A 21,233-nucleotide genomic window follows, 5' to 3' on the forward strand; every position below is an offset into this window, starting at 1 on the left:
TGCCCAAAGTGTTGCCTTGTCGTGAAAACAGGTGTTGATCAGGCACAAGTCAAGATCGACAACTGTCACCGGGACTCGCCAAAAGATCGGTTCGGTTTCGCCCCTGAGTCGCGATAGGGGAGAATGGAGCAGATCCGGCCTGGCCGGACGGGGAAGATGTTGACGGAGGGAGCACGCGATGGCGGCCATGAAGCCCCGGACCGGCGACGGTCCCCTCGAGGTCACCAAGGAGGGACGCGGCATCGTCATGCGCGTGCCGCTCGAGGGTGGTGGGCGCCTTGTCGTCGAGATGTCGGCGGACGAGGCCAGCGCCTTGGGCGACGCGCTGAGGGCCGCCGCCGGCTGAGGCACCCGGCGAGGAAGCAGTGTTGAGCCCCGGTTTCCACAGTGGAGACCGGGGCATCGCTTCGTTCTCGCACCAGGTGAGAATGAACGGTCGTTAATGCAATAGGGGAGGTCCAACCGTGGCGTCGACGGTGCCGTCAGTGCCAACCAAGCTCGTGGACGTCGAGGTGGCCACCACCACGCGCCGCAACGTTCCGGCGGTCGTGCTCGTGTCCACGGGACCTGAGCTGGGGCCGGGCGGCGACGGCATCGACGTCTCCGACCTGACCGGCAAGGCCGGCGAGGCGGTGCGGCACGACGAGACCTGGACGCTCGGTGTCGGCACCGGCACGCTCGCCGACTACCGCGCGGCGGGTGCGAGCCTCGTGCGCGCGCTGAGCGGCGAGGACGCGCCCAAGACCGCGGACGTCCTGCTCACCCCGGACTTCGACGCCGCCCAGGTGCGCGCGTTCGTGCTGGGCGCGGCGCTCGGCGGCTACCGCTTCAAGGTCACCGGCGAAGAAGCCCCGAAGCGAGTCGGCTCGTTGCGGCTGATCACGGCCGAAGACGGGTTCGAGGAGGTGCTGACGTCGGCCGCGCTGAAGGCCCACGCGCTCGCCACCGCGACGGCGCTGGCGCGTGATCTCGCCAACACGCCGTCCAACGTCAAGGACCCGCGCTGGCTCACCACGACCGCCGCCCGGCTGGCGGACAAGGTCGACGGGCTCAGCGCCACCGTGCGCGACGAGAAGTGGCTGGCGCAGCAGGGCTTCGGCGGCGTGCTGGCGGTCGGCGGCGGATCTGCCCGCCCGCCGCGGTTCCTGGAGCTCACGTACGGCACCACCGGCCCGCACCTGGTGTTCGTCGGCAAGGGCATCACGTTCGACACGGGCGGCATCTCGGTGAAGCCCGCGGACGGCATGCACCTCATGCGCACCGACATGGCGGGCGGTGGCGCGGTGATCGCCGCGCTGCTGGCCGTGGCGCGCCGGCGGCTGCCGGTCAGGGTCACCGGGCTCGTGCCGTGCGCGGAGAACCACGTGAGCGGCTCGTCGTACCGGCCGGGCGACGTCGTGCGCCACTACGGCGGCGCGACCACCGAGGTGCAGAACACCGACGCCGAGGGCCGCATGGTCCTGGCCGACGCGCTGGCGTACGCGGTGAAGAACCTGAAGCCCGACCTCGTCGTGGACGTGGCGACGCTGACCGGTGCCATGAAGGTCTCGCTCGGCCTGCGCACGGGCGGGGTGTTCAGCTCGTCCGACGAGCTCGCGGCCGAGATCGTCGAGGCCGGTGCCGGTGTCGGCGAGAAGTGGTGGCGGATGCCGCTGCTGGAGGAGCACGTGAGTGCGGTCGCCAGCGAGATCGCGGACTACAAGCAGTGCCCGCCCGGCCCCGGCGGCATCACGGCGGCGCTGTTCCTGCAGAAGTTCACGGGCGACGTGCCGTGGGCGCACCTCGACATCGCGGGCCCGGCGCGGTCGGAGAAGGTCTACGACGAGGTCGTCGCGGGAGCCACCGGCTTCGGCGCGCGAACGCTGGTCGAGCTGGCTGAAAAATATTCGCGTTAGTTCCTACGATCTGCCCATACGAGACGGCGACGTTCCACGGCATGATGTGAGCTCCTTCACACCGTCGTAGAGGAGCGCTCGTGTTACTCCGCCTGGCTCTCGCCGTCTCGTTGGTACTAACGGCCCTAAGTCCTGCCGCCGCGAGCACGCCTTGGTGGGAACCGGTGGCGCGGCCGGCGGTGGACTCGCAGATCAACGTGACCGGCGAGCCGTTCAAGGGCACCGACGGGCAGGGCAGGGTGCGCGGGTTCGTCGACGCGCACAACCACCTGATGACCCACGAGGGCTTCGGCGGCAAGCTGATCTGCGGCAAGCCGTTCTCCGAGCAGGGCATCGCGGACGCGCTCAAGGACTGCTCCGAGCACCACCCGGCGGGTCTGGGCGCGATCTTCGAGGCGATCGTGACGGGCGACTTCGACGGCCACGACCCGGTGGGCTGGCCGACGTTCAAGGACTGGCCCTCGCACACGACGGTCTCGCATCAGCAGAACTACTACGCCTGGCTGGAACGGGCGTGGCGCGGTGGTCAGCGCGTGCTGGTCCAGGACCTGACGAGCAACGCCACGCTGTGCGTCATCCACCCGTTCAAGGACAAGCCCTGCGACGAGATGCAGTCGGTCCGGTTGCAGGCCCAGCGCACCTACGAGCTGCAGGCGTTCGTCGACAGGCAGTTCGGTGGCGCGGGCAAGGGCTGGTTCCGCATCGTCACGTCGGCCGAGCAGGCCCGCGACGTGATCACGCGGGGCAAGCTCGCGGTGATCCTCGGCGTCGAGACCTCCGAGCTCTTCGGCTGCCGGACGTTCCTCGACATCCCGCTGTGCAACAGGGGTGACATCGACCGCGGCCTCGACGAGATGTACGCGCTCGGCGTGCGCAGCGCGTTCCTGTGCCACAAGTTCGACAACGCGCTGTGCGGCGTCCGGTTCGACTCGGGCACGCAGGGCGGCGTGATCAACGCCGGGCAGTTCCTGCGGACCGGCCAGTGGTGGCAGACCGAGCAGTGCAAGGGACCGCAGCAGGACAACCCGATCGGCACGGTCGGCCCGAACGCGCTGATCCCGGCTTCGGCCGTCGCGCCCGCGTACGACCCGGCGAAGCGGTGCAACGTGCGCGGCCTGACGTCGCTCGGCGAGTACGCGGTGCAGGGCATGATGCGCCGGCACATGATGATCGAGATCGACCACATGAGCGTGAAGGCCGCCGGTCGCACGCTGGACCTCGCGGCGCAGGCGAAGTTCCCCGGCATCGTCTCGAGCCACAGCTGGATGGACGCCCAGTGGACCGAGAAGGTCTACCAGCTCGGCGGGTTCGTGGCGGGCTACGAGAACAGCCCCGAGGGCTACGTCGCTCAGGCGGCCGCCGCGGAGCCGTTGCGGCGCAAGTACGACGTGGGCATCGGGTTCGGCTCCGACTACAACGGCGTCGGCTCGCACCCGGCACCGCAGACCGGCGTGACCTACCCGTTCCGCAGCTACCCGGACGGCCCGCTGGTCGACCGGCAGCGCACCGGCGAGCGCGTCTGGGACATCAACGTCGACGGCGGCGCGCACATCGGTCTCCTGCCGGACTGGGTCGAGAAGGTCCGTCAGGTCGGTGGCGACCAGCTGGTGCAGGACATGCTCAGCGGCGCCGAGTCGTACCTGCGGATGTGGTCGAGCACTCAGCGCTGGACGCCGTGAGTCCTGAGCGCGTGTTCGCGGAAGGCGCGGACGGCGGGCGGCAGCGGGTGGTCCTTCAGCCACGTCAGCCCGAAGATCCGGCCGGTGCGCGGGGTCAGCGGTAGCTCGCGCAGTCCGGGAGGTGGAGCGAACTCGGCGTGGGTCAGCAGCGCCACGCCGAGGCCCGCCGCCACCAGGCCGCGCACCGTCTCGATCTCCTGGCACTCGAAGACGTAGCGGGGCGTGAACCCGGCGGCCGCGCACATGTCGTCGGTGATCTGGCGCAGGCCGTAGCCGTGCTCCAGCGTGATCAGGTCCTCGCCCTCCAGGTCCCCGATCCGCACGGACCTCCTGGACTCCAGCCGGTGCCCTGCCGGCACCACGACGATCAGGGGCTGCTCGAACACGACCACCGACTCGAACTCGGGACCGACCGGCGGCGGGGCGACCAGCGCGAGGTCGATCTCGCCGCCGACGAGCTTGTCGATCACGGCCTGACGGGCGTTCTGGACCAGGCCGAACCGCACGTGCGGGTGCTCGGCGCGATAGCTGCGGACCAGCTCCGGCACGATCGCGCGGCCGAGCATGTGCAGGAAGCCCAGCACGACCCGGCCCTTCTCCGGGTCGAGCTCCTCCTCCACCTCGCGCAGACCCGGTTCCAGCGCGGCCAGCGACCGGGCCGCGGCCTCGGCCAGCAACCGGCCGGGGCGGGTCAGCCGGACCCGGCGGCCGGTCTTCACGAGCAGCGGCGCGCCGAGCTGGTCACCGAGCTCGGCGATCCAGCGGCTGACGGTCGGCTGGGGGAGCCCCAGGCGTTCTGCGACGCGAGTCACGTGCTCGTCGGCGGCAAGCGCTTTCAGCACCGCCAGCTTCGGTGCCAGCTCCAATTCGTCCACGGATCGATTCTGACGCATTTCCGTATTGGACGTATGGCTTAGCGTCAGTCGTGTGAACAGGTTGACCGCGGCCATCGCCGCTTCGGGGTTCGCGTGCTTCGCGTTGCTGTACACCCCGCAGCCGGTCATGCCGCAGATCGCCGCCGAGTACGGGCTGGGGCCGGGCAGCGCGTCGCTCGCCCTCTCCGCGGCGACGCTCGCGCTGGCCGTGGTGGTCGTGCCGATCGCGATGCTGTCCGAACGGCTCGGGCGTCGCCCGGTGATCGTGGTCAGCGTGCTGGTGGCGGCGTTGCTCGGGCTCGTGCTGCCGTTCGCGCCGAACTACGAGGTGTTCCTGGGCCTGCGGGTGTTGCAGGGCATTGCGGCGGCCGGGGTGCCCGCGGCGTCCATGGCCTACCTCGCGGACGCGCTGGACAAGAAGAAGCTCGGCGCCGCGATGGGCGCGATGATCGCCGGGAACAGCCTGGGCGGCATGTCGGGACGGCTCGTCACCGGGATGACCGCCGACTGGCTGGGGTGGCGCGGCTCGGTGCTGCTCGCCGGCGTGTTCGGGCTGGTCGCGGCCCTGATCGTGGTGTTCTTCCTGCCGAAGGCCCAGGCGATGCCGAAGCGCGCGCCCAGTGGCATGAAGGCGGCGTTGAAGGACCCGGTGCTGCTGTCGATGTACGCCGTCGCCGTGCTGCTCGTGGGCGCGTTCATCTCGTTCTACAACGTCGCCGGCTTCCAGCTCACCGGCCCGGCGTGGCTGGAGACGCTGGTGTTCCTCTTCTACGGCTTCGGCAGCACCGCGGCGGCGTTCGCGGGCAGGCTGGCTGACCGGTTCGGCCGCGGCAAGGTGCTGCTGCTGTGCATCGGCGTGCTGGCTCTCGGTGCCCTGGCGAGCCTGGTGTGGGTCCCGCTCGGCCTGGCGATCGTCACCGCCGGGTTCTTCGCGTCGCACACGACGGCGAGCGGCTGGGTGGCCGCCCGCGCTCCCGAACACGCCCGCGGCCAGGCGTCAGGGCTGTACCTGGCCGGGTTCTACGTGGGCAGCAGCGTCGGCGGGACGTCCGGCGCCACCGCGTACGAGGAGTGGGGCTGGGGAGGACTGGTGCTGGTGCTCCTGGGCTGGCTGGCCCTGGCGGCGATGCTGGTGGTGTGTTCGCAATCCTCGCCGGTTCATTCCGCGCCCAGTGGGGCATCTCGCGGCACCGCCCCCACGCCCCCATATGCCCGATATGAGGGCGTGGGGGCGGCACCGCGAGCTACCCGCCTGGACACGGAATGGACCGGCGAGCGTTAGCGAACACACCACCAGCTCAGAACTCCAGGGCGAGGGTGGCGCGCGAGTCGACCGGCGCGATGGTCGTCTTGCCGAGACGCGGCAGGTCCAGCAGCCCGTCGACCATGCCGACCGAGACCGAGCGGGTGTCCGCCGGGACCTCGACGACGATCGCGAACGGCAGCGGGCCGCCGTCGTAGCGCGCGCCGACCTGCCGGGCGGCCGAGCCGTCCGGCAGCGTGACGGTGATCAGGTCCTTGGTCAACAGGCCGCCCGCGGTGTCGGGCAGGTCGCCGGTCGCCTCGACCCGCACCTCCAGCAACGCCTTGTCGGGCGCGGAGATCGTGGCCACGTCGTACTGGCTCTCGCCGAGCTTGATCGGGCGCTGGCGGCCGAGCCTGATCCCGGTGATCTTCATGCCGAGCTCGCGGTCGCCGAAGCGGATCTTCTGCGTCTGCTCCGCGAACTGGGGTGGGGTGGCGGTGCGCCGCAGCACCTGCGGCGCGTTGTCGGAACGCTTGCCGGACGGGACCTCGGCGCGCTGTTCCAGCGACTTGGCGCCGAGCGTGCCGAGCGCGAGGTGCTCCGCGCCCTCCTGCGGGTCCGGCACGGTGTAGACGACGAAGACCGAGCCGGTGGCCGGCAGCCGGTCGGCCGGGAGGACCTGGCGCTTGCCCGGGACCTCCAGCGCGAGCTCGGACGGCTGCGGGGCGAACCCCTGCCAGTTGGTGCGGTGGAAACCGCTGTCCGTCTCGTTGAGCTTGTCGACCTTCATCCTCACCACGCGCAGCCGTGACCCGGCCTCGGCGCGCAGCGTGCCCTCCGAGGTGAACCAGATGTCCGGGTTCGCCCAGCCGGTCACGGCGGTGCTGAGCAGGTCGTCGCGCAGCTTGATGTCGGCGTCGCCCAGCCCGAGCTCGTGGTTCGAGCGCTTGCCGTCGTCGGGCAGCACGGCCAGGAAGTCGCGTCCGGCCGTCAGGTCCTGCTGCTTCGACGGGTCGAACTCCTTGCCGTCGGTGCGCACGAGCGTCCCGCCCGGCGTGCTGCGGTTGCCCTTCTCGGGCACCTGTGGCGACTGCACCTCGTAACGGACCTCGTCATCCGTCTTGGTGACTTCCTTGAGCGGCACGGGCACCCAGTCGGTGGTGGCGCCGGTGCCGGGGACCTGGACCGGTCCGCACCACAGCCGCTTGTCCACCTCGGACTCCAGGCCCGTCTTCGCGAACCAGCAGGTGACCGCGGCGGCGCCCGCCCGTGCCACGTAGCCGTACTCCAGCGTGTAGGCGAGCTGCGCCTCGGCGTTCGCCTGCAGTTCAGAGGCGTCGGCGAGCTTCTTGCCGTCCATGGTGAGCTGGACCGCGCCCGGTTGCGCGGCGGGAGCTGTGGCACATCCAGTCACTGCCAGGAGGACCGTCAGACCCAGCACCGCACAACGCACAGTCCTCGCGCCCCTCACCAGTTGAAACCGAAACGTCACTACTGGTTAAAGGCGGCCCTCACTCTTCCGGGTTGCCCCGGTCGAGTGTGGCTCAAATCACACTGCGATAGACCTCGACGGTTTGCTCCGCCATCGCGGACCACGAGAACTCCTGCTCAGCCCGCGTGCGCCCGGCGGCACCGAAGCGCTTCGCGCGCTCGGGGTCTGTGATCAGTTCGTTGATCGATTCCGCGAGCTGGCGTCGATATGTCGACAAATCGTGCTCGTCGTAGTGGACGAGAAGGCCCGTCTCGCCGTGCACGACGACCTCGGGGATGCCGCCGACGTCACTCGCGACGACCGCGGTGCCGCACGCCATCGCTTCCAGGTTCACGATGCCCAGCGGTTCGTAGACCGACGGGCACACGAACACCGCCGCGTGGCTCAGGATCTGCCGCACCTCGGCCGGCTGCAACATCTTCTGGATCCAGAAGACGCCCGACCGCGTCCGCGAGAGTTCGCTGACCGCCTGCTTGATCTCCTCGGCGATCTCCGGCGTGTCCGGTGCGCCCGCGCACAACACGATCTGCGCTTCGGGGTCGATCTGGTGCGCGGCGGCCACGAGGTGGCTCAAACCTTTTTGCCGGGTGATCCTTCCCACGAAGGCCACGATCGGCTTCGTGGGATCGATTCCACGGGTCGTCAGGGCGTCCGTTTCGGTGACCGGGTGGTACGCGTTGCTGTCGATTCCGTTGCGGACGACGTGCACCCGCGCCGGGTCGAGAGCGGGGTACGCGTCGAGCACGTCGGCCCTCATGCCCTCGCTCACGGCGATGACCGCGTCGGCGTGTTCGTACGCCGTCCGCTCCGCCCACGAGGAGATCCGGTACCCGCCGCCGAGCTGCTCGGCCTTCCACGGCCGGCGCGGTTCCAGCGAGTGCGCCGTCACCACGTGCGGGATGCCGTGCAGGAGTTTGCCCAGATGACCGCCCATGTTGGCGTACCACGTGTGCGAGTGGACCAGCGTGGCCGTGGAGATCGCCGAGGCCATCTCCAGGTCCACCGCGAGGGTCGAGAGAGCCGCGTTCGCCTGCTCCAGGCTGTGCGGGGCGTTGTGGGCCGTGGCGTCCGATCGGGGTGCACCGAAGCAGTGCACGTCGACGTCCACGAGTTCGCGGAGATGGGGCACGAGGAATCCCACGTGCACGCCAGCCCCGCCGTACACCTCTGGCGGATACTCCCGGGTCAACAGCGCTACTCGCACGCACCCACCGTAGATCACGGCGGTACCGGTTGGGACAAACCGCTTTGCGTCTGGTTCGGGAACGATCGCACGGATAGGGTCACATACCGTGAAGGGGCAGCCGCACGTTCTCGGAATTGTGCTTGCCGGTGGTGAAGGCAAGCGCCTGTGGCCACTGACGGCCGACCGCGCGAAACCGGCTGTGCCCTTCGGGGGCAACTACCGGCTGGTCGACTTCGTGCTGTCGAACCTGGTCAACGCCGGGCTCGCGAAGCTCTGCGTGCTGACGCAGTACAAGTCGCACTCGCTGGACCGCCACATCTCGACGACGTGGCGCCTGTCCAATGTGCTCGGTCAGTACGTGACACCGGTCCCGGCCCAGCAACGCCTGGGCCCCCGCTGGTACACGGGCTCGGCCGACGCGATCTTCCAGTCGCTCAACCTCGTCCACGACGAGAAGCCCGACCACGTGGTCATCTTCGGAGCCGACCACGTGTACCGGATGGACCCCGGCCAGATGATCTCGCAGCACGTCGAGTCGGGCGCGGCCGTGACCGTCGCCGGCATCCGCGTGCCCCGCAACGAGGCCAAGGCCTTCGGATGCATCGACTCCGACGCGTCGGGGAAGATCACCCGGTTCCTGGAGAAGCCGTCCGAGCCGCCGCACGTGCCGGACGACCCCGAGGTCACCTTCGCGTCGATGGGCAACTACGTCTTCACGACCGAGGCGTTGCTGGACGCCCTGCGCGGGGACGCGCTGAACCCCGACTCGGACCACGACATGGGTGGCGACATCATCCCCATGCTGGTGGACCGGGGGAAGGCGCACGTCTACGACTTCCAGGACAACGAGGTGCCCGGCGCCACCGACCGGGATCGCGGGTACTGGCGGGACGTCGGGACCATCGACGCCTACTACGACGCGCACATGGACTTGGTTTCGGTCCATCCGATCTTCAACCTGTACAACCAGTTGTGGCCTATTCGGACCGCCACTCCTCCCATGCCTCCGGCCAAGTTCATCGCCGGTGGGTCTGCTGAGGACTCCATGGTGGGGCCTGGGTCGATCATCTCCGGGAAGATCCACGGGTCGGTGATCTCGTCCGACGTGACCGTCGAGGTCGGGTCTGTCGTGCAGGGGTCCGTGTTGTTGCCCGGGGTTCGGATCGGCAAGGGTGCTGTGGTCCGGCGGGCTATTTTGGACAAGAACGTCGTGGTGCCTGATGGGGCATTGATCGGGGTTGACGCTCCTATGGATCGGGAGCGGTACACGGTTTCTGCTTCTGGGGTGACTGTGCTGGGGAAGGGTGTTCGGGCTTACTGATCTTGTCGGACCCTCTGAGTAGGTTGAGTTGTAGGGGGTCCCGGATCGGGGGGACGCCTGCGTCAGCGTGGTCACCTTGCGGGTGGTCGCCTTTGCCTGCCGCGACCTGGCGGGTGGGTCACCTTGCGGGCGGCCTGGTCGCGTTGCGTGCGTTTCCTGGGGGCTCTGCCCCCAGACCCCCGGCAATCTGATCGGGGGTGGCGCCGCCCGTAGGTGGATGGCACGCCTGTTGAGTTGGGCGGCTGCGCGTTGCTTTGAGGGTTGCGTTGGCGGTGGGGTCCCGTCACGAGCCGCACCAAGAGCGGGCCACATGCAGGTAGGGGTGTCAACTCGACGAAAAGCGTGTCGAGTTGACACCCCTACCTGCATGCAGCAAGAGCTGTGGCGCGACTCGTGACGGGACCCCACCGCCCTTGCCTTATGGAGAGACGGCTCGCCTGCGGCATCGCTTAAGGGTGGGCGGCTCGCCTTCGGCTTCGCGGGCTGTTCTGCTAGGGCCTGCGGGCTGCTACCAGTAGGCCGTCGCCCAGCGGGAGGATCACCGGCACCAGGCGGTCGTCCTCCTTCACGAGGCGCGCGATGTCGCGCATCGCCTGGGTCGAGTCGTCCCTCTTCGTGTGGTCCACGACGGCGCCGTGCCAGAGGACGTTGTCGAACGCGATCACGCCCCCTGGGCGCAGCATGCGGACGCCGTGTGCCAGGTACTGCGGGTACTCGGGCTTGTAGGCGTCCACGAAGACGAGGTCGTACGCCGCGTCGGTCAGGCGGGGGAGGACGTCCAGTGCCTTGCCCATGATCAGGCGAGTGCGGGACGGGGAGATGCCTGCTGCCGCGTAGGCCTCTCGGGCTGCCCGTTGGTGGTCGGAGGCCACGTCTATCGAGGTCAGGATGCCGGACTGGGGCATGCCCGCCAGGAGGTAGAGGCCGCTGGTGCCCGCTCCGGTGCCGATCTCGACCACCGCGCGGGCCTGGAGTGCGGTCGCGAGGAACCGCAGGGCGGCGCCTCCGCCCGCGCCGATGGGCACGCAGCCCAGTTCCTGGCCGCGTGCTCTTGCTGCCAGGTGCACGTCGTCCTCGGGGAGGTACTGCTCGACGTACTCCCGCAGGGCCGATTCCGTGGTCACGGTCTAGCAGGTTAGTGCCAACTGTGCCCAAAACGGGTGAACGTGGCCCGAACCGAAATTCTCAGGGTGCTCTCAGCCCACTCTCACGATCGTTTAAAGGGAGCAGGAGAAGGTACAGAGGCAAGAAGCCAGGCTCTAGTCGGGAACAAGCCGGACCCGTCGCCCGTTGAGCCGCATAAGGGTCGCCGGGCGGCCCACATGGAGGTGCCGAAACACCTGATGCGCACGCAGTCGAGTTCTCCGGAGGCCGTCGCGCCCATCGAGACGGCCGACTGGACGCCGCCCTCGTGGGACGCGATCGTCCGTGAACACGCGGACAGGGTCTACCGGCTCGCGTACCGCCTGACCGGCAACCAGCACGACGCCGAGGACCTGACGCAGGAGACGTTCATCCGCGTCTTCCGCTCCCTCGCGTCGTACAAGCCGGGCACCTTCGAGGGGTGGCTGCACCGCATCACCACCAACCTCTTCCTCGACATGGCTCGCCGGCGTAGCCGCGTGCGCATGGAGGCGCTGCCCGAGGACAACGACCGCCTCGAGGGTGACGACCTGTCCCCTGAGGAAATCTACGACGAGAACCACCTCGACCCCGACCTGCAGGCCGCGCTGGACGAGCTCCCGCCGGAGTTCCGCGCCGCGGTCGTGCTCTGTGACGTGGAAGGTCTCTCCTACGAGGAGATCGGCGCCACGCTCGGGGTGAAGATGGGTACCGTGAGGAGCAGGATCCATCGGGGCCGCCAGGCTCTGAAGGTCGCGCTCGAACGCCGTCGTCAAGAATCGTTGCTGGAGGACTCTGCATGACCGACCTCCGAGGTTGGGGCCTGCCTGAGCAGCATCTCTTGCCGGATGCCGTGGTCGCGTTCGTGGACGGGGAACTGTCCTCGACCGCGCACGAGCGCGCGTCCGCACATGTTCAGCGCTGTGGCTTCTGCGCATTCGAGACCTTCACGCAGCAGCAGGCGCGCGCGGCCGTGCGCACTGCCTCGGCGCCCACGGCGTCGGCGTCGCTGCTGGACAGGCTCGGTGCGATCCCTCAGGAGGTAGAGCTGCCGTCCGCTCCGGACGGGCTCGCGATCACCGAGGACGGTCAGTTCGTCGCGGTGCAGCGCACGGACAAGCCCGCGTTCGGTGCTGGGCCCGTGCTGGGGTCGTCCAGACCGCTGGGCAGCAACGGCTGGTTCAGCGGCCGTCGTGCCCGTCAGGGTGCCGGGGTCGTCGTCAGCGGCATGCTGCTGAGCGCACTCGCGTTCACCACGCCGGAGAACGACGCGCCCGCCCCCGCGGTGCCCGCTCCGCAGAACGCCGGCGCGGTCTTCGCGACCACCCCCTGACAGTCATTTCACTGCTCGTCAGGCACGCTGTAGTTCAGCACTCCTAGCAAAAATTCGGGGAGAGATGAGCCAGCAGTCGCCCAACGGCCAGACGTCCACACCCGTTTCCGGAGTGGACGACGGAGCGCATCGCAGGCTCCGGCCACGGCCCCTGGTGCAGCCGCCGGTCGACCCCGCGTACGCCACCGCCTTCGGCCGCCCGGACGGTGTCGCCGGGGCGTTCGCCTCGCGCGACGTGCCCGTGTCCCAGCTCCAGTCCGCGCCACCGCCTCCCGAGTCCCTCGTGACGGCGTTCGGCCGCCAGGGCTCGCAGGAGCTGTTGCAGCGGCCGCCGCAGCCCACGTCCGACCCGGATCCGGACATCGATCCGGTGTTCTGGGGCGACAAGCCCGCCGGTGACCCGTGGCGCGACCCGGCCTCCGGTGCCGTGATCGGCCCGCCCGCCGTCGGCGAGGACCCGCCGGGCGAACCCGAGCGCAAGCCGGGGCCCGGTCCCCAGCTGAGCGTTCCGGAACTCCTCTTCGGCCGCCGCGTGAAGCCGACGGCCCTGGCGCTGCTGCTCACGGTCGCGCTCGTGCTCGGTGCCGTCGGTGGCCTCGTCGGCTGGCTGATCGGCCGGGCGGGCAACCCCCTGACCGACTCGACGGTCACGCTGGCCGAGGTGTCGGAGGGCAAGGAACGCCCGGCGGGGTCGATCTCGGACATCGCCAAGCGCGTGACGCCCAGCGTCGTCTCGATCGAGTTCAAGGGCGCGAACGTCGCGGGCGTCGGCTCCGGTGTCGTCGTCGACGCCGGCGGCTACATCCTGACCAACGACCACGTCGTCGCCCCGGCCGCGCAGGACTCCTCGGCCAAGCTCAGCGCCGTCTTCACCGACGGCACTCGCGCCCAGGCCCGCGTGGTCGGCCGCGATCCGAAGACCGACCTCGCCGTCATCAAGGTCGAGGTCACCAACCCCACCGTCCTGCAGTTCGGCAACTCCGACGAACTCCAGGTCGGCGACAGCGTCATCGCCATCGGCTCGCCGTTGCAGCTGTCCAACACCGTCACCGAGGGCATCGTCTCCGCGCTGCACCGCCCGGTCACGGCGGCGGGCGAGAACGGCGGCCCCCAGGTCACCTACGACGCGATCCAGACCGACGCCGCCATCAACCCGGGCAACTCGGGCGGCGCGCTGGTCGACTCGCGCGGCGCCCTGATCGGCATCAACTCGTCGATTCGCACCGAGACCGGCGGTTCCGTCGGCCTCGGCTTCGCGATCTCCGGCAACCAGGCCCGCAAGATCAGCCAGGAGCTGATCCGCAGCGGCCAGGTCAAGCACGCGGACATGAACATCAACGTGAAGTCCGTGTCCGCCGAGACCTCCGAAGGCGCCCAGGTGCAGAACGTCCCCGCGGGAGGTGCCGCGGCTGCCGCCGGCATCCAGGAGGGCGACGTCATCACCAAGGTGGGCAACCGCATGGTCCGCAACGCCGCCGAACTGGTCGTGGCGGTCCGCGAGCACGAGATCGGCCAAACGGTGCAGGTCGTGCTGGCACGACAGGGCCGTGAGCTCAAACTAGACGTGACACTCAAGAGCGACTGACAAGTAGGCTGGGACCCGTGTTCGACAGCATCGGATGGGTAGAGATCCTCATCATCGTCATCGCGGGTCTCTTCATCCTGGGCCCCGAACGCCTGCCCTCGGCCGCGGCCTGGCTGGGCAAGACGGTGAGGCAGGTCCGCGAGTACGCGACCGGCGCGCGAGAACAGCTGAAGCAGGAGATGGGCCCGGAGTTCGAGTCACTCCGCAAGCCCCTCGAAGACCTGCGTGAACTGCGCAACTTCGACCCGAAGCGCGCGGTGACGAAGCACCTCTTCGACGACCCCGAGCCCACCACGAAGTCGAACGGCTACCCGACGCCGTCGACCCCGGCCGCGCCCGAACAGCGCCCGCTCGCACCGGGCGAGCGCCCGCCGTACGACCCGGACGCGACCTGACCTCGTTCTGAAACGCACGCGGGGCCCTTTCGTACTGACATGCAGTACGAAAGGGCCCCGCGTGCGTTCGAAGCGGGCGGTCAGCGGCCGGCTGGGGAGACGTTCAGGAGGCGGCCGGCCAGGCCGCGGGAGCGGACGGAGAGCTTCGTCGCCACCTCGGACAGGACCTTCGCGGCGGCCGAGTCCGGTACCGCCTGCACGATCGGCGTCCCGGAGTCACCGTTCTCCCGCAGCCGCGGGTCCAGCGGCACCTGACCGAGCAACGGCACGTCGGACCCGATGGCCTTGGTCAGCGACTCGGCGACGGCCTCGCCGCCACCGGTTCCGAAGACCTCCATGCGTGAACCGTCGGGCATCTCCAGCCACGACATGTTCTCGATGACCCCGGCCAGCCGCTGACGGGTCTGCAGGGCGATCGACCCGGCGCGCTCGGCCACCTCGGCGGCGGCCTGCTGCGGGGTCGTCACGACGAGGATCTCGGCGTTCGGCACGAGCTGGGCGACGGAGATCGCGATGTCGCCGGTGCCGGGCGGCAGGTCGATCAGCAGCACGTCCAGGTCGCCCCAGAACACGTCGGCCAGGAACTGCTGCAACGCGCGGTGCAGCATCGGCCCGCGCCACACGACCGGGGTGTTGCCCGGCGTGAACATGCCGATCGAGATGACCTTCACGCCGTGCGACTGCGGCGGCATGATCATCTTCTCGACCTGGGTGGGGCGGCCTTCGACGCCGAGCATGCGCGGGATGGAGTGGCCGTAGATGTCCGCGTCGACGATGCCGACCGACAGCCCGCGCGCGGCCATCGCCACGGCGAGGTTCACGGTCACGGACGACTTGCCGACGCCGCCCTTGCCGGACGCGACGCAGTACACGCGCGTCAGCGAGCCCGGCTGGGCGAACGGGATGACCGGCTCCTCGGCGCCGCCGCGCAGCGTCTTGCGGAGCTCGGTGCGCTGGGCGTCGCTCATCACGTCCAGGTCGACGCGCACGGACGAGACACCGTCCAGAGCCGTGACGGCCGCGGTGACGTCCTTGGTGATCTTGTCGCGCATCGGGCAGCCCGCGACGGTGAGGAAGATGCCGACCACGACGGCACCGTCCGCGCCGACCTCGACGTCCTTGACCATGCCGATCTCGGTGATCGGGCGGCGGATCTCGGGGTCCTGCACACCGGCGAGCGCCTTGCGGACGTCCTCGGTGGTGGGGAGGGGCTGTGTGGTGGTCACCGATCCATGCTACGTCCGGTTCGTGCCGGTCCTACCGGCCGGTCACTTTCCAGTACAGGGCCAGGTCGTAGTGGAGAGTGCGCTGTCCGTAACATCGACGCCCGTGCCGGAATCGGGTAGTTCCCGGTTGCCCACCCGTGTCGAGCTCGGGGTGTGGCGATCGTTCCTCCGCGCGCATGCACGGATCACGAGGGTCCTCGAGGCCGAACTGATTGCTGAGCAGCGCCTATCGCTCGCGGCGTACGACGTGCTGGTTCAACTGGCCGAGACGCCTTCCATGCGCATGCGCATGACTGAACTGGCCGATGCCGTCCTGCTGTCCCGGTCTGGCGTGACCCGGCTGGTGGACCGTTTGGAACGTGCCGGGCTTGTCGGGCGGGAACGCGCCGACGGTGACGGACGCGGCATCGTGGCCGTGCTCACACCGCTGGGCGCCGAACGCCTCCGCAGTGCCTCCGCAACCCACCTCGCCGGCGTCGCCGAGCACTTCGGGGAGAGCTTCGGCCCCGGTGAGCTCGAGGCGTTCGGCCGCACGTGCGACCGCCTCGCCGCGGACGACGTGTTCCCGTGACCGCATGATCACCGTGGTGGGACTCGTGCACGTCGAGGCTGGCCGCCTCCTCGTTGTGCGCTCACGCAACAAGAAGGCCTTCTACCTGCCCGGCGGCAAGATCGAGCCCGGCGAGACCCTCGAAGACGCCCTGGTGCGGGAGGTCTACGAAGAGCTCGGAGTCGAAGCCGGGCGTCCCCAGGTGCTCAAGCGCTACGTCGCCCCGGCCTACGGCGAGGGTGAGGGCGCGATGGTCGACATGACCTGCTTCACGGCCGACCTGAACGGCACACCGCGGCCGGCGGGCGAGATCGCCGAACTCACCTACGTGACGCGGGACGAGTACCGCGAGCACGCCGAGACCGCTCCCGCTATTCACGAGGTCCTGGACGACTTGGTCGCGAGCGGCCGGATCAGCGGGTGACCTGGATCAAGGACGGACCTTCTTGAGGTTGTTCTGCTCCTTCACCAGCTTCTCCAGCTCACCCCGGATGAAGTCACGCGTCGCCACCTCACCCAGGGCCAGCCGCACCGCCGCCAGCTCCCGCGCCAGGTACTCGGTGTCCGCCTTCGTCTGCGCGGCCCGCTTCCTGTCCTCCTCCAGCGACACCCGGTCCCGGTCGTCCTGCCGGTTCTGCGCGAGCAGGATCAGCGGCGCGGCGTAGGCGGCCTGCGTCGAGAACGCCAGGTTCAGCAGGATGAACGGGTACGGGTCCCACCGCAGGGACACCGCGACGAGGTTGAGCGTGATCCACGCGATCACGAGGAGCGTCTGCCAGAACAGGAACTTGCCGGTGCCGAGGAAACGCGCGAGCCGTTCGGAGAGCTGGCCGAAGGTGTCCGGGTCGATCGAGAACCGGAAGCCCCGCGGCCCGCGTGGCTGGTCGAGTCTGCGCCGAGGTGGCAGGTCAGGCATGGCTCAGTCCCGTCTCGCGCCAGTTGTCCGGCAGCAGGTGGTCCAGCACGTCGTCCACGGTGACGGCGCCGAGCAGGTGCTCGGTCTCGTCCAGCACCGGGGCGCACACCAGGTTGTAGGTCGCGAAGTAGCGCGTCACGTCGCTCAGCGAGGCGTTCGGCGACAGGTACGTCAGGTCCGTGTCGAGCACTCCGGCGACGAGGTCGAACGGTGGTTCGCGCAGCAGCCGCTGGATGTGCACGCAGCCCAGGTAGCGGCCGGTCGGTGTCGCGGAGGGGGAGCGGCAGACGAAGACCATCGACGCCAGCGCGGGCGTGAGGTCGGGATTTCGCACTCGTGCCAACGCTTCCGCGATCGTGGCGTCCGGGGTGAGGATGATCGGCTCGGGTGTCATCAGACCACCGGCCGTGTCGAACGAGTACTCCAGCAGCCGCCGGACCGGTTCGGACTCCTCGGGTTCCATCAGTTCCAGCAGGCGGTCCTTGGTGCCCTCGGACAGTTCGCTCAGCAGGTCCGCCGCGTCGTCCGGGTTCATCGCCTCCAGGATGTCCGCGGCGCGTTCCTCGTCCAGGTGCGACAGGATGTCCTTCTGGTCCTCTTCGGACAGTTCCTCGATGACGTCCGCGAGCCGTTCGTCGTCGAGCGCGTCCGCGACCTCGTGGCGGCGCTTGGCCGGCAGTTCGTGCAATGAGTGAGCCACGTCCGCCGCTCGCATGCCCTCGAAGACCGCGACGAGCTGCTGCGCGCCCTGCGGCTGGCCCGCGATCTCGTTCACGCTCAGGCCGACGACGTCCTCCCACCGCCACACCTGCACGGGGCCCTTGAGGCTGAACCGGCCGGTGCGCTCCCGGCCGGCGACGCGGACCATGCGCCAGTCGCGGGTGCGGGTCAGCTCCATCGCGGCGTCCACGACGACGGCCGTGGCGCCGTCCTCGACCGTGATCTTGGCGTCGAGCAGCTCGCCGATCACCAGCACCTCGTTGACGCGCTGGTGGAACGGCCGCAGGTTCACCGATCCGGTCGCGAGCGTCACGGCGTTCGGCTCGATCGAGGTGACGCGCAGCATCGGCACGAAGATCCGCCGGCGCGTCACCAGTTCGACGACCATGCCGAGCACGCGCGGCGGTTGCCGGTCGATGCGGAGACTGATCACGACGTCACGGGCCTTGCCTATCGGTTCACCATCGGGGCCGAAGACGGGAAGTCCGGCCAGCTGAGCGATGAAAACCCGGTTCACAGCCACCACATCACCAGGCTAGATCAGGCGCGGGCCGCCCACCCGGCGATGTGGGCGCAGATCACTGCGATGTCCTTCACGTCCTCTTCCAGGCACCAGATCCAGTTGGCGACGGCCCGGTGCAGCGTCCAGTCGCGCGCCTTCGCGACGTCCAGCTCGCCCGCGTCGCACAGCGCCAGGAACCGGTCGGTGAGCCCGCGGTGGCCGTCCAGCTCGTCATACCTGTTCCACAGCAACGGGATCATGCAGTACTCGGGATCACCGGCCAGCGGCTTCGGGTCGATCACCAGCCACGGCTCGCGGTCGCCGCGCAGCACGTTCTCGTAGTGCAGGTCCTCGTTGACCAGGGTCGTGCCCATCGGCCGGGTACCGGCCTCGCGGGCGGCGTCGAGCAGCTTCGCGGGGATCGCCGGGTGATCTCTCAACGCGCCGGAGACCCGCCGCATCCCTTCCGGCGCCTGGATTCCGCGATGGCGGCGCAGCAGTTCGCCGATCACCCCGACCGCCAGGTCGATCGGCTCGTCGTCGAGTGAGTGCTGGTCAAGGCGTTCCAGCAGCAACGCGCCGAGCTCGGCGTCGTGGTCCAGCAGCCGCACCGCGCCGTTGCCGTCGTAGAGCCGGAGCGCCACCGGTTCGTGCTGGGTCTCGTCGTCCACCCAGCTCAGTTTCAGCACCGCGGGGTGCCCGTCGGCCTGGCGGACCGGCAGCACGACGGCGCAGAACCCGTTCATCAGCGCGCCGTCCGGGGTGAGTTGCCAGCGCGCGCACGCCTTGGTGGCGAGTCTCGGCAGCTTCGCGACCCACTCGTCCGCACCGTCGCCGAGGCCTTCGCCGAAGCCGTCCGGAACGGTGATCATGCGCTGAACTCCAGCCGGTACACCGCTTCCCACTCCGGCTTGGTGTTGAGCCGGGCGGTACGCAGGGCCTGCGTCGTCTCGTCGTCGGGCTCGGTCAGGTGCGCGACGGCCTGGGCGTCGACGAGGTGCGAGTGCGTGCTGGGGGAGCGGACGGTGACCGTGACCTGCGCACCATCGGCCAGACCGGGCACGTCCTGCTCGGTGCCGCCGGTGATGACCCACAGCGCGTCGGCACGCCAATGCGCGTGCACGAGACGGGGACCGTGGCCTGGTGAGGTGATCCAGACGGCAGCGGCCTTCCGCAACGCCGCGTCAAGTACTCGAGTGATCTCCACCGGTTCAGCCTGCCAGTGTTGGATGGCCGCTGCTCCGCAGACGGCGGCGAGTTCGCCGGGAAGTCGGTCGTCCGGCCGAATCGCTCACGGCGGATTGGGCTTCGCCGAATCCGCCGTGAGCGGTTGACCGGACGACCGACGCGAACTCGCTTTGTGAAACGGGACTCAGCGAATATGCGCCCGGAGATGATGCGTGCCACTGTGGCGCTCATAGTTACCGGCCGGTACAAGGAGGTACTCCAGTGGTCGACCAGCAGCGTCCCCGTCGCTCGTGTCTGGCGGTCCCCGGCTCGAGCCAGAAGATGATCGACAAGGCGCGCACGCTGCCGGCGGACCAGGTGTTCCTGGATCTGGAAGACGCCTGCGCGCCGCTGGCCAAGCCCGATGCCCGCAAGACCATCGTCGCGTCGCTCAACGAGGGCGGCTGGGGCGACAAGGCCCGTGTCGTCCGCGTCAACGACTGGACGACGGAGTGGACCTACCGCGACGTCACCGAGGTCGTCGAAGGCGCCGGCGCGAACCTCGACTGCATCATGCTGCCGAAGGTCCAGACGCCCGAGCAGGTCGTCGCGCTCGACTTCCTGCTCACCCAGATCGAGAAGACGATGGGCTACGAGGTCGGCAAGATCGGCATCGAGGCCCAGATCGAGAACGCCCTGGGCCTCAACAACGTCAACGCGATCGCCACCGCGTCCCCGCGCGTCGAGACGATCATCTTCGGCCCGGCGGACTTCATGGCGTCGATCAACATGAAGTCGCTGGTCGTCGGCGAGCAGCCGCCCGGCTACGACGTCGGTGACGCCTACCACTACATCCTGATGCGGATCCTGATGGCCGCACGGGCCCACGACAAGCAGGCCATCGACGGTCCCTACCTGCAGATTCGCGACGTCGAGGGCTACAAGCGCGTCGCCGGCCGGTCCGCGGCGCTGGGCTTCGACGGCAAGTGGGTGCTGCACCCCGGCCAGATCGACGCGGCCAACGAGGTCTTCAGCCCGAAGCAGGACGACTACGACCACGCCGAGAACATCCTCGACGCGTACGAGTTCTACACGTCCGAGGCGGGCGGCAAGCGCGGCGCGGTGATGCTCGGCGACGAGATGATCGACGAGGCGTCGCGCAAGATGGCGTTGGTGATCTCCGGCAAGGGCCGTGCGGCGGGCATGTCCCGCGCGAACGTGTGGACGCCGCCGGAGGACTGATTCCGTTACGGATTGTGCGCTACTTCACCCCGAATGTCACTGGACGTGTTCGACCGTCACAGGTTGCATTCGAAACGGGTGAAGTGGCGCACAATCCGTCACCGAAGTTTGCGATCTTGCCCCTGGGTGGGGGCATGCTCTGGGGCATGTCACGTTCGAGTAACGGCAAGACGAGCAGACGGTTGCGACTCTTCAAACGTCGCGAGGACGACCTGCTCGAGCGCAGCTTCCGCAGCTGCCCCGGATGCGCTGCCGACGTCCACGTGTTCGCCGACGTCTGCCGCCACTGCGGCGGCACCCTGGAGATCGCCCTCGCGGGCTGAGTTCTCCCGCTAGTAGGTGCTGCTGTTCGCGGCCGCGATGATCGCGATGATGATGAACGCGAAGTAGAGCACCCATCCGACGATGACGAAGTAGCCCACGATCAGGCCGGCCATGGCCATGCCGTGCCCTTCCTCCTCGCCCCGCTTGATCTTTCCCATCGCGATGTGGCCGAAGATGACGCCGACGATCGCCGTGATGCCACACGTCACGAAACCCACGCAGGACAGGACCAGCGAGAGAATCGCGTTCTGCTGCGGCTTCGGCACGGGCGGCGGGTAGCCGTAGCCGTAGGGCTGCTGCTGGCCGTACGGGCCGGGCTGGCCGTAGGGCGGCTGCTGCTGGCCGTACGGGTCTCCCGGCTGCTTCGGGTTGTACGGGTCGTAGGTCATTGCGGGTCCCCCTAGAAGTGGTGAGGCGGGATCTTATGGTCCTGCCTCTCAGATCGTCGCGTGCGGGT

General features: G+C 69.1%; 23 protein-coding genes. 13 read left to right on the top strand and 10 right to left on the bottom strand.

The annotated features are described in order from the left end of the window. Positions 1-178 precede the first annotated feature (178 nt). The 3 genes from AB0M48_RS14540 to AB0M48_RS14550 all read left to right on the top strand — a co-directional run bounded on the left by AB0M48_RS14540 (position 179) and on the right by AB0M48_RS14550 (position 3,574). Positions 179-346, top strand: coding sequence for a DUF3117 domain-containing protein (locus AB0M48_RS14540; RefSeq protein WP_084402065.1), 168 nt, complete (start codon positions 179-181; stop codon positions 344-346). 139 nt (positions 347-485) lie between these two features. Beyond that, a complete protein-coding gene (locus AB0M48_RS14545) occupies positions 486-1,895 on the top strand; it encodes a leucyl aminopeptidase family protein (RefSeq protein WP_363840898.1) in 1,410 nt (469 codons plus the stop codon). 164 nt (positions 1,896-2,059) lie between these two features. Further along, positions 2,060-3,574, top strand: coding sequence for a hypothetical protein (locus AB0M48_RS14550; protein WP_363840901.1), 1,515 nt, complete (start codon positions 2,060-2,062; stop codon positions 3,572-3,574). Here AB0M48_RS14550 and AB0M48_RS14555 read toward each other — a convergent pair. Next, entirely contained in the window at positions 3,556-4,449 is an 894-nt protein-coding gene (locus AB0M48_RS14555) for a LysR family transcriptional regulator (protein ID WP_363840904.1), read from the bottom strand. The genes AB0M48_RS14550 and AB0M48_RS14555 overlap by 19 nt on opposite strands. Before the next feature lie 52 nt (positions 4,450-4,501). On the opposite strand from AB0M48_RS14555, the gene AB0M48_RS14560 reads away from it, so the two are divergent. Next, on the top strand, positions 4,502-5,731 hold the full coding sequence (locus AB0M48_RS14560; protein WP_363840907.1) for an MFS transporter: 1,230 nt from the start codon (positions 4,502-4,504) through the stop codon (positions 5,729-5,731). Between the two features lie 16 nt (positions 5,732-5,747). Here AB0M48_RS14560 and AB0M48_RS14565 read toward each other — a convergent pair whose 3' ends face one another. Both AB0M48_RS14565 and glgA read right to left on the bottom strand, forming a co-directional pair. Next, entirely contained in the window at positions 5,748-7,055 is a 1,308-nt protein-coding gene (locus AB0M48_RS14565; RefSeq protein ID WP_363840910.1) for a hypothetical protein, read from the bottom strand. 184 nt (positions 7,056-7,239) lie between these two features. Further along, positions 7,240-8,391: a glycogen synthase gene (glgA, locus tag AB0M48_RS14570; RefSeq protein ID WP_363840913.1), complete on the bottom strand. Its 1,152-nt coding sequence runs from the start codon at positions 8,389-8,391 to the stop codon at positions 7,240-7,242. An 88-nt stretch (positions 8,392-8,479) separates the two neighbouring features. Here glgA and glgC point away from each other — a divergent pair, with 88 nt between their 5' ends. Next, a complete protein-coding gene (gene glgC / locus AB0M48_RS14575) occupies positions 8,480-9,694 on the top strand; it encodes a glucose-1-phosphate adenylyltransferase (protein WP_266040903.1) in 1,215 nt (404 codons plus the stop codon). A gap of 491 nt (positions 9,695-10,185) precedes the next feature. On the opposite strand, the gene AB0M48_RS14580 is transcribed toward glgC, so the two are convergent. After that, positions 10,186-10,818 carry an O-methyltransferase gene (locus tag AB0M48_RS14580; protein ID WP_363840917.1) on the bottom strand — a complete coding sequence of 211 codons (633 nt, stop codon included), beginning with the start codon at positions 10,816-10,818 and terminating at the stop codon, positions 10,186-10,188. Positions 10,819-11,037: 219 nt separating this feature from the next. On the opposite strand from AB0M48_RS14580, the gene sigE reads away from it, so the two are divergent. The 4 genes from sigE to tatB all read left to right on the top strand — a co-directional run bounded on the left by sigE (position 11,038) and on the right by tatB (position 14,129). Further along, a complete protein-coding gene (gene sigE, locus AB0M48_RS14585) occupies positions 11,038-11,619 on the top strand; it encodes an RNA polymerase sigma factor SigE (protein ID WP_082374044.1) in 582 nt (193 codons plus the stop codon). Then, a complete protein-coding gene (locus tag AB0M48_RS14590) occupies positions 11,616-12,149 on the top strand; it encodes a zf-HC2 domain-containing protein (RefSeq protein ID WP_363840921.1) in 534 nt (177 codons plus the stop codon). Before sigE ends, AB0M48_RS14590 begins: the two co-directional genes overlap by 4 nt. Before the next feature lie 64 nt (positions 12,150-12,213). Next, positions 12,214-13,734, top strand: a complete 1,521-nt coding sequence (locus tag AB0M48_RS14595; protein ID WP_363840924.1) for a trypsin-like peptidase domain-containing protein — start codon at positions 12,214-12,216, stop codon at positions 13,732-13,734. Positions 13,735-13,751: 17 nt separating this feature from the next. Then, positions 13,752-14,129 (top strand): Sec-independent protein translocase protein TatB, encoded by a 378-nt coding sequence (tatB, locus tag AB0M48_RS14600; protein ID WP_363840927.1) that lies wholly within the window; start codon positions 13,752-13,754, stop codon positions 14,127-14,129. An 80-nt stretch (positions 14,130-14,209) separates the two neighbouring features. Here the strand turns inward: tatB and AB0M48_RS14605 are convergent, their stop codons facing one another. Next, complete coding sequence (locus AB0M48_RS14605; protein ID WP_363840930.1) at positions 14,210-15,355, bottom strand: P-loop NTPase; 1,146 nt, start codon at positions 15,353-15,355, stop codon at positions 14,210-14,212. Positions 15,356-15,458: 103 nt separating this feature from the next. Here AB0M48_RS14605 and AB0M48_RS14610 point away from each other — a divergent pair, with 103 nt between their 5' ends. Continuing rightward, the gene (locus AB0M48_RS14610) at positions 15,459-15,926 is read left to right on the top strand and encodes a MarR family transcriptional regulator (RefSeq protein ID WP_089909775.1); all 468 of its coding nucleotides are present in this window, start codon (positions 15,459-15,461) and stop codon (positions 15,924-15,926) included. A gap of 4 nt (positions 15,927-15,930) precedes the next feature. After that, positions 15,931-16,329 carry an NUDIX domain-containing protein gene (locus AB0M48_RS14615; RefSeq protein WP_363840933.1) on the top strand — a complete coding sequence of 133 codons (399 nt, stop codon included), beginning with the start codon at positions 15,931-15,933 and terminating at the stop codon, positions 16,327-16,329. 6 nt (positions 16,330-16,335) lie between these two features. On the opposite strand, the gene AB0M48_RS14620 is transcribed toward AB0M48_RS14615, so the two are convergent. From AB0M48_RS14620 to AB0M48_RS14635, 4 genes are read right to left on the bottom strand one after another with little or no spacing between them, the layout of a single operon-like run. After that, complete coding sequence (locus AB0M48_RS14620; RefSeq protein WP_090065669.1) at positions 16,336-16,821, bottom strand: DUF1003 domain-containing protein; 486 nt, start codon at positions 16,819-16,821, stop codon at positions 16,336-16,338. After that, positions 16,814-18,067, bottom strand: coding sequence for a CBS domain-containing protein (locus tag AB0M48_RS14625; RefSeq protein WP_363840937.1), 1,254 nt, complete (start codon positions 18,065-18,067; stop codon positions 16,814-16,816). Before AB0M48_RS14625 ends, AB0M48_RS14620 begins: the two co-directional genes overlap by 8 nt. Positions 18,068-18,081: 14 nt before the next feature. Next, entirely contained in the window at positions 18,082-18,915 is an 834-nt protein-coding gene (locus AB0M48_RS14630) for an aminoglycoside phosphotransferase family protein (protein ID WP_363840940.1), read from the bottom strand. Beyond that, on the bottom strand, positions 18,912-19,250 hold the full coding sequence (locus tag AB0M48_RS14635; protein ID WP_363840943.1) for a hypothetical protein: 339 nt from the start codon (positions 19,248-19,250) through the stop codon (positions 18,912-18,914). The genes AB0M48_RS14630 and AB0M48_RS14635 overlap by 4 nt, the downstream gene beginning before the upstream one ends. A 242-nt stretch (positions 19,251-19,492) precedes the next feature. Here AB0M48_RS14635 and AB0M48_RS14640 point away from each other — a divergent pair, with 242 nt between their 5' ends. Then, entirely contained in the window at positions 19,493-20,452 is a 960-nt protein-coding gene (locus AB0M48_RS14640) for a CoA ester lyase (protein WP_363840944.1), read from the top strand. A 146-nt stretch (positions 20,453-20,598) separates the two neighbouring features. Further along, on the top strand, positions 20,599-20,775 hold the full coding sequence (locus tag AB0M48_RS14645; protein ID WP_319988414.1) for a hypothetical protein: 177 nt from the start codon (positions 20,599-20,601) through the stop codon (positions 20,773-20,775). A gap of 9 nt (positions 20,776-20,784) precedes the next feature. On the opposite strand, the gene AB0M48_RS14650 is transcribed toward AB0M48_RS14645, so the two are convergent. Continuing rightward, complete coding sequence (locus AB0M48_RS14650; protein WP_363840948.1) at positions 20,785-21,165, bottom strand: DUF4190 domain-containing protein; 381 nt, start codon at positions 21,163-21,165, stop codon at positions 20,785-20,787. Between the last annotated feature and the right edge of the window lie 68 nt (positions 21,166-21,233).

This window comes from Lentzea sp. NPDC051208, assembly GCF_040682435.1.
Lineage (GTDB): Bacteria > Actinomycetota > Actinomycetes > Mycobacteriales > Pseudonocardiaceae > Lentzea > Lentzea kristufekii.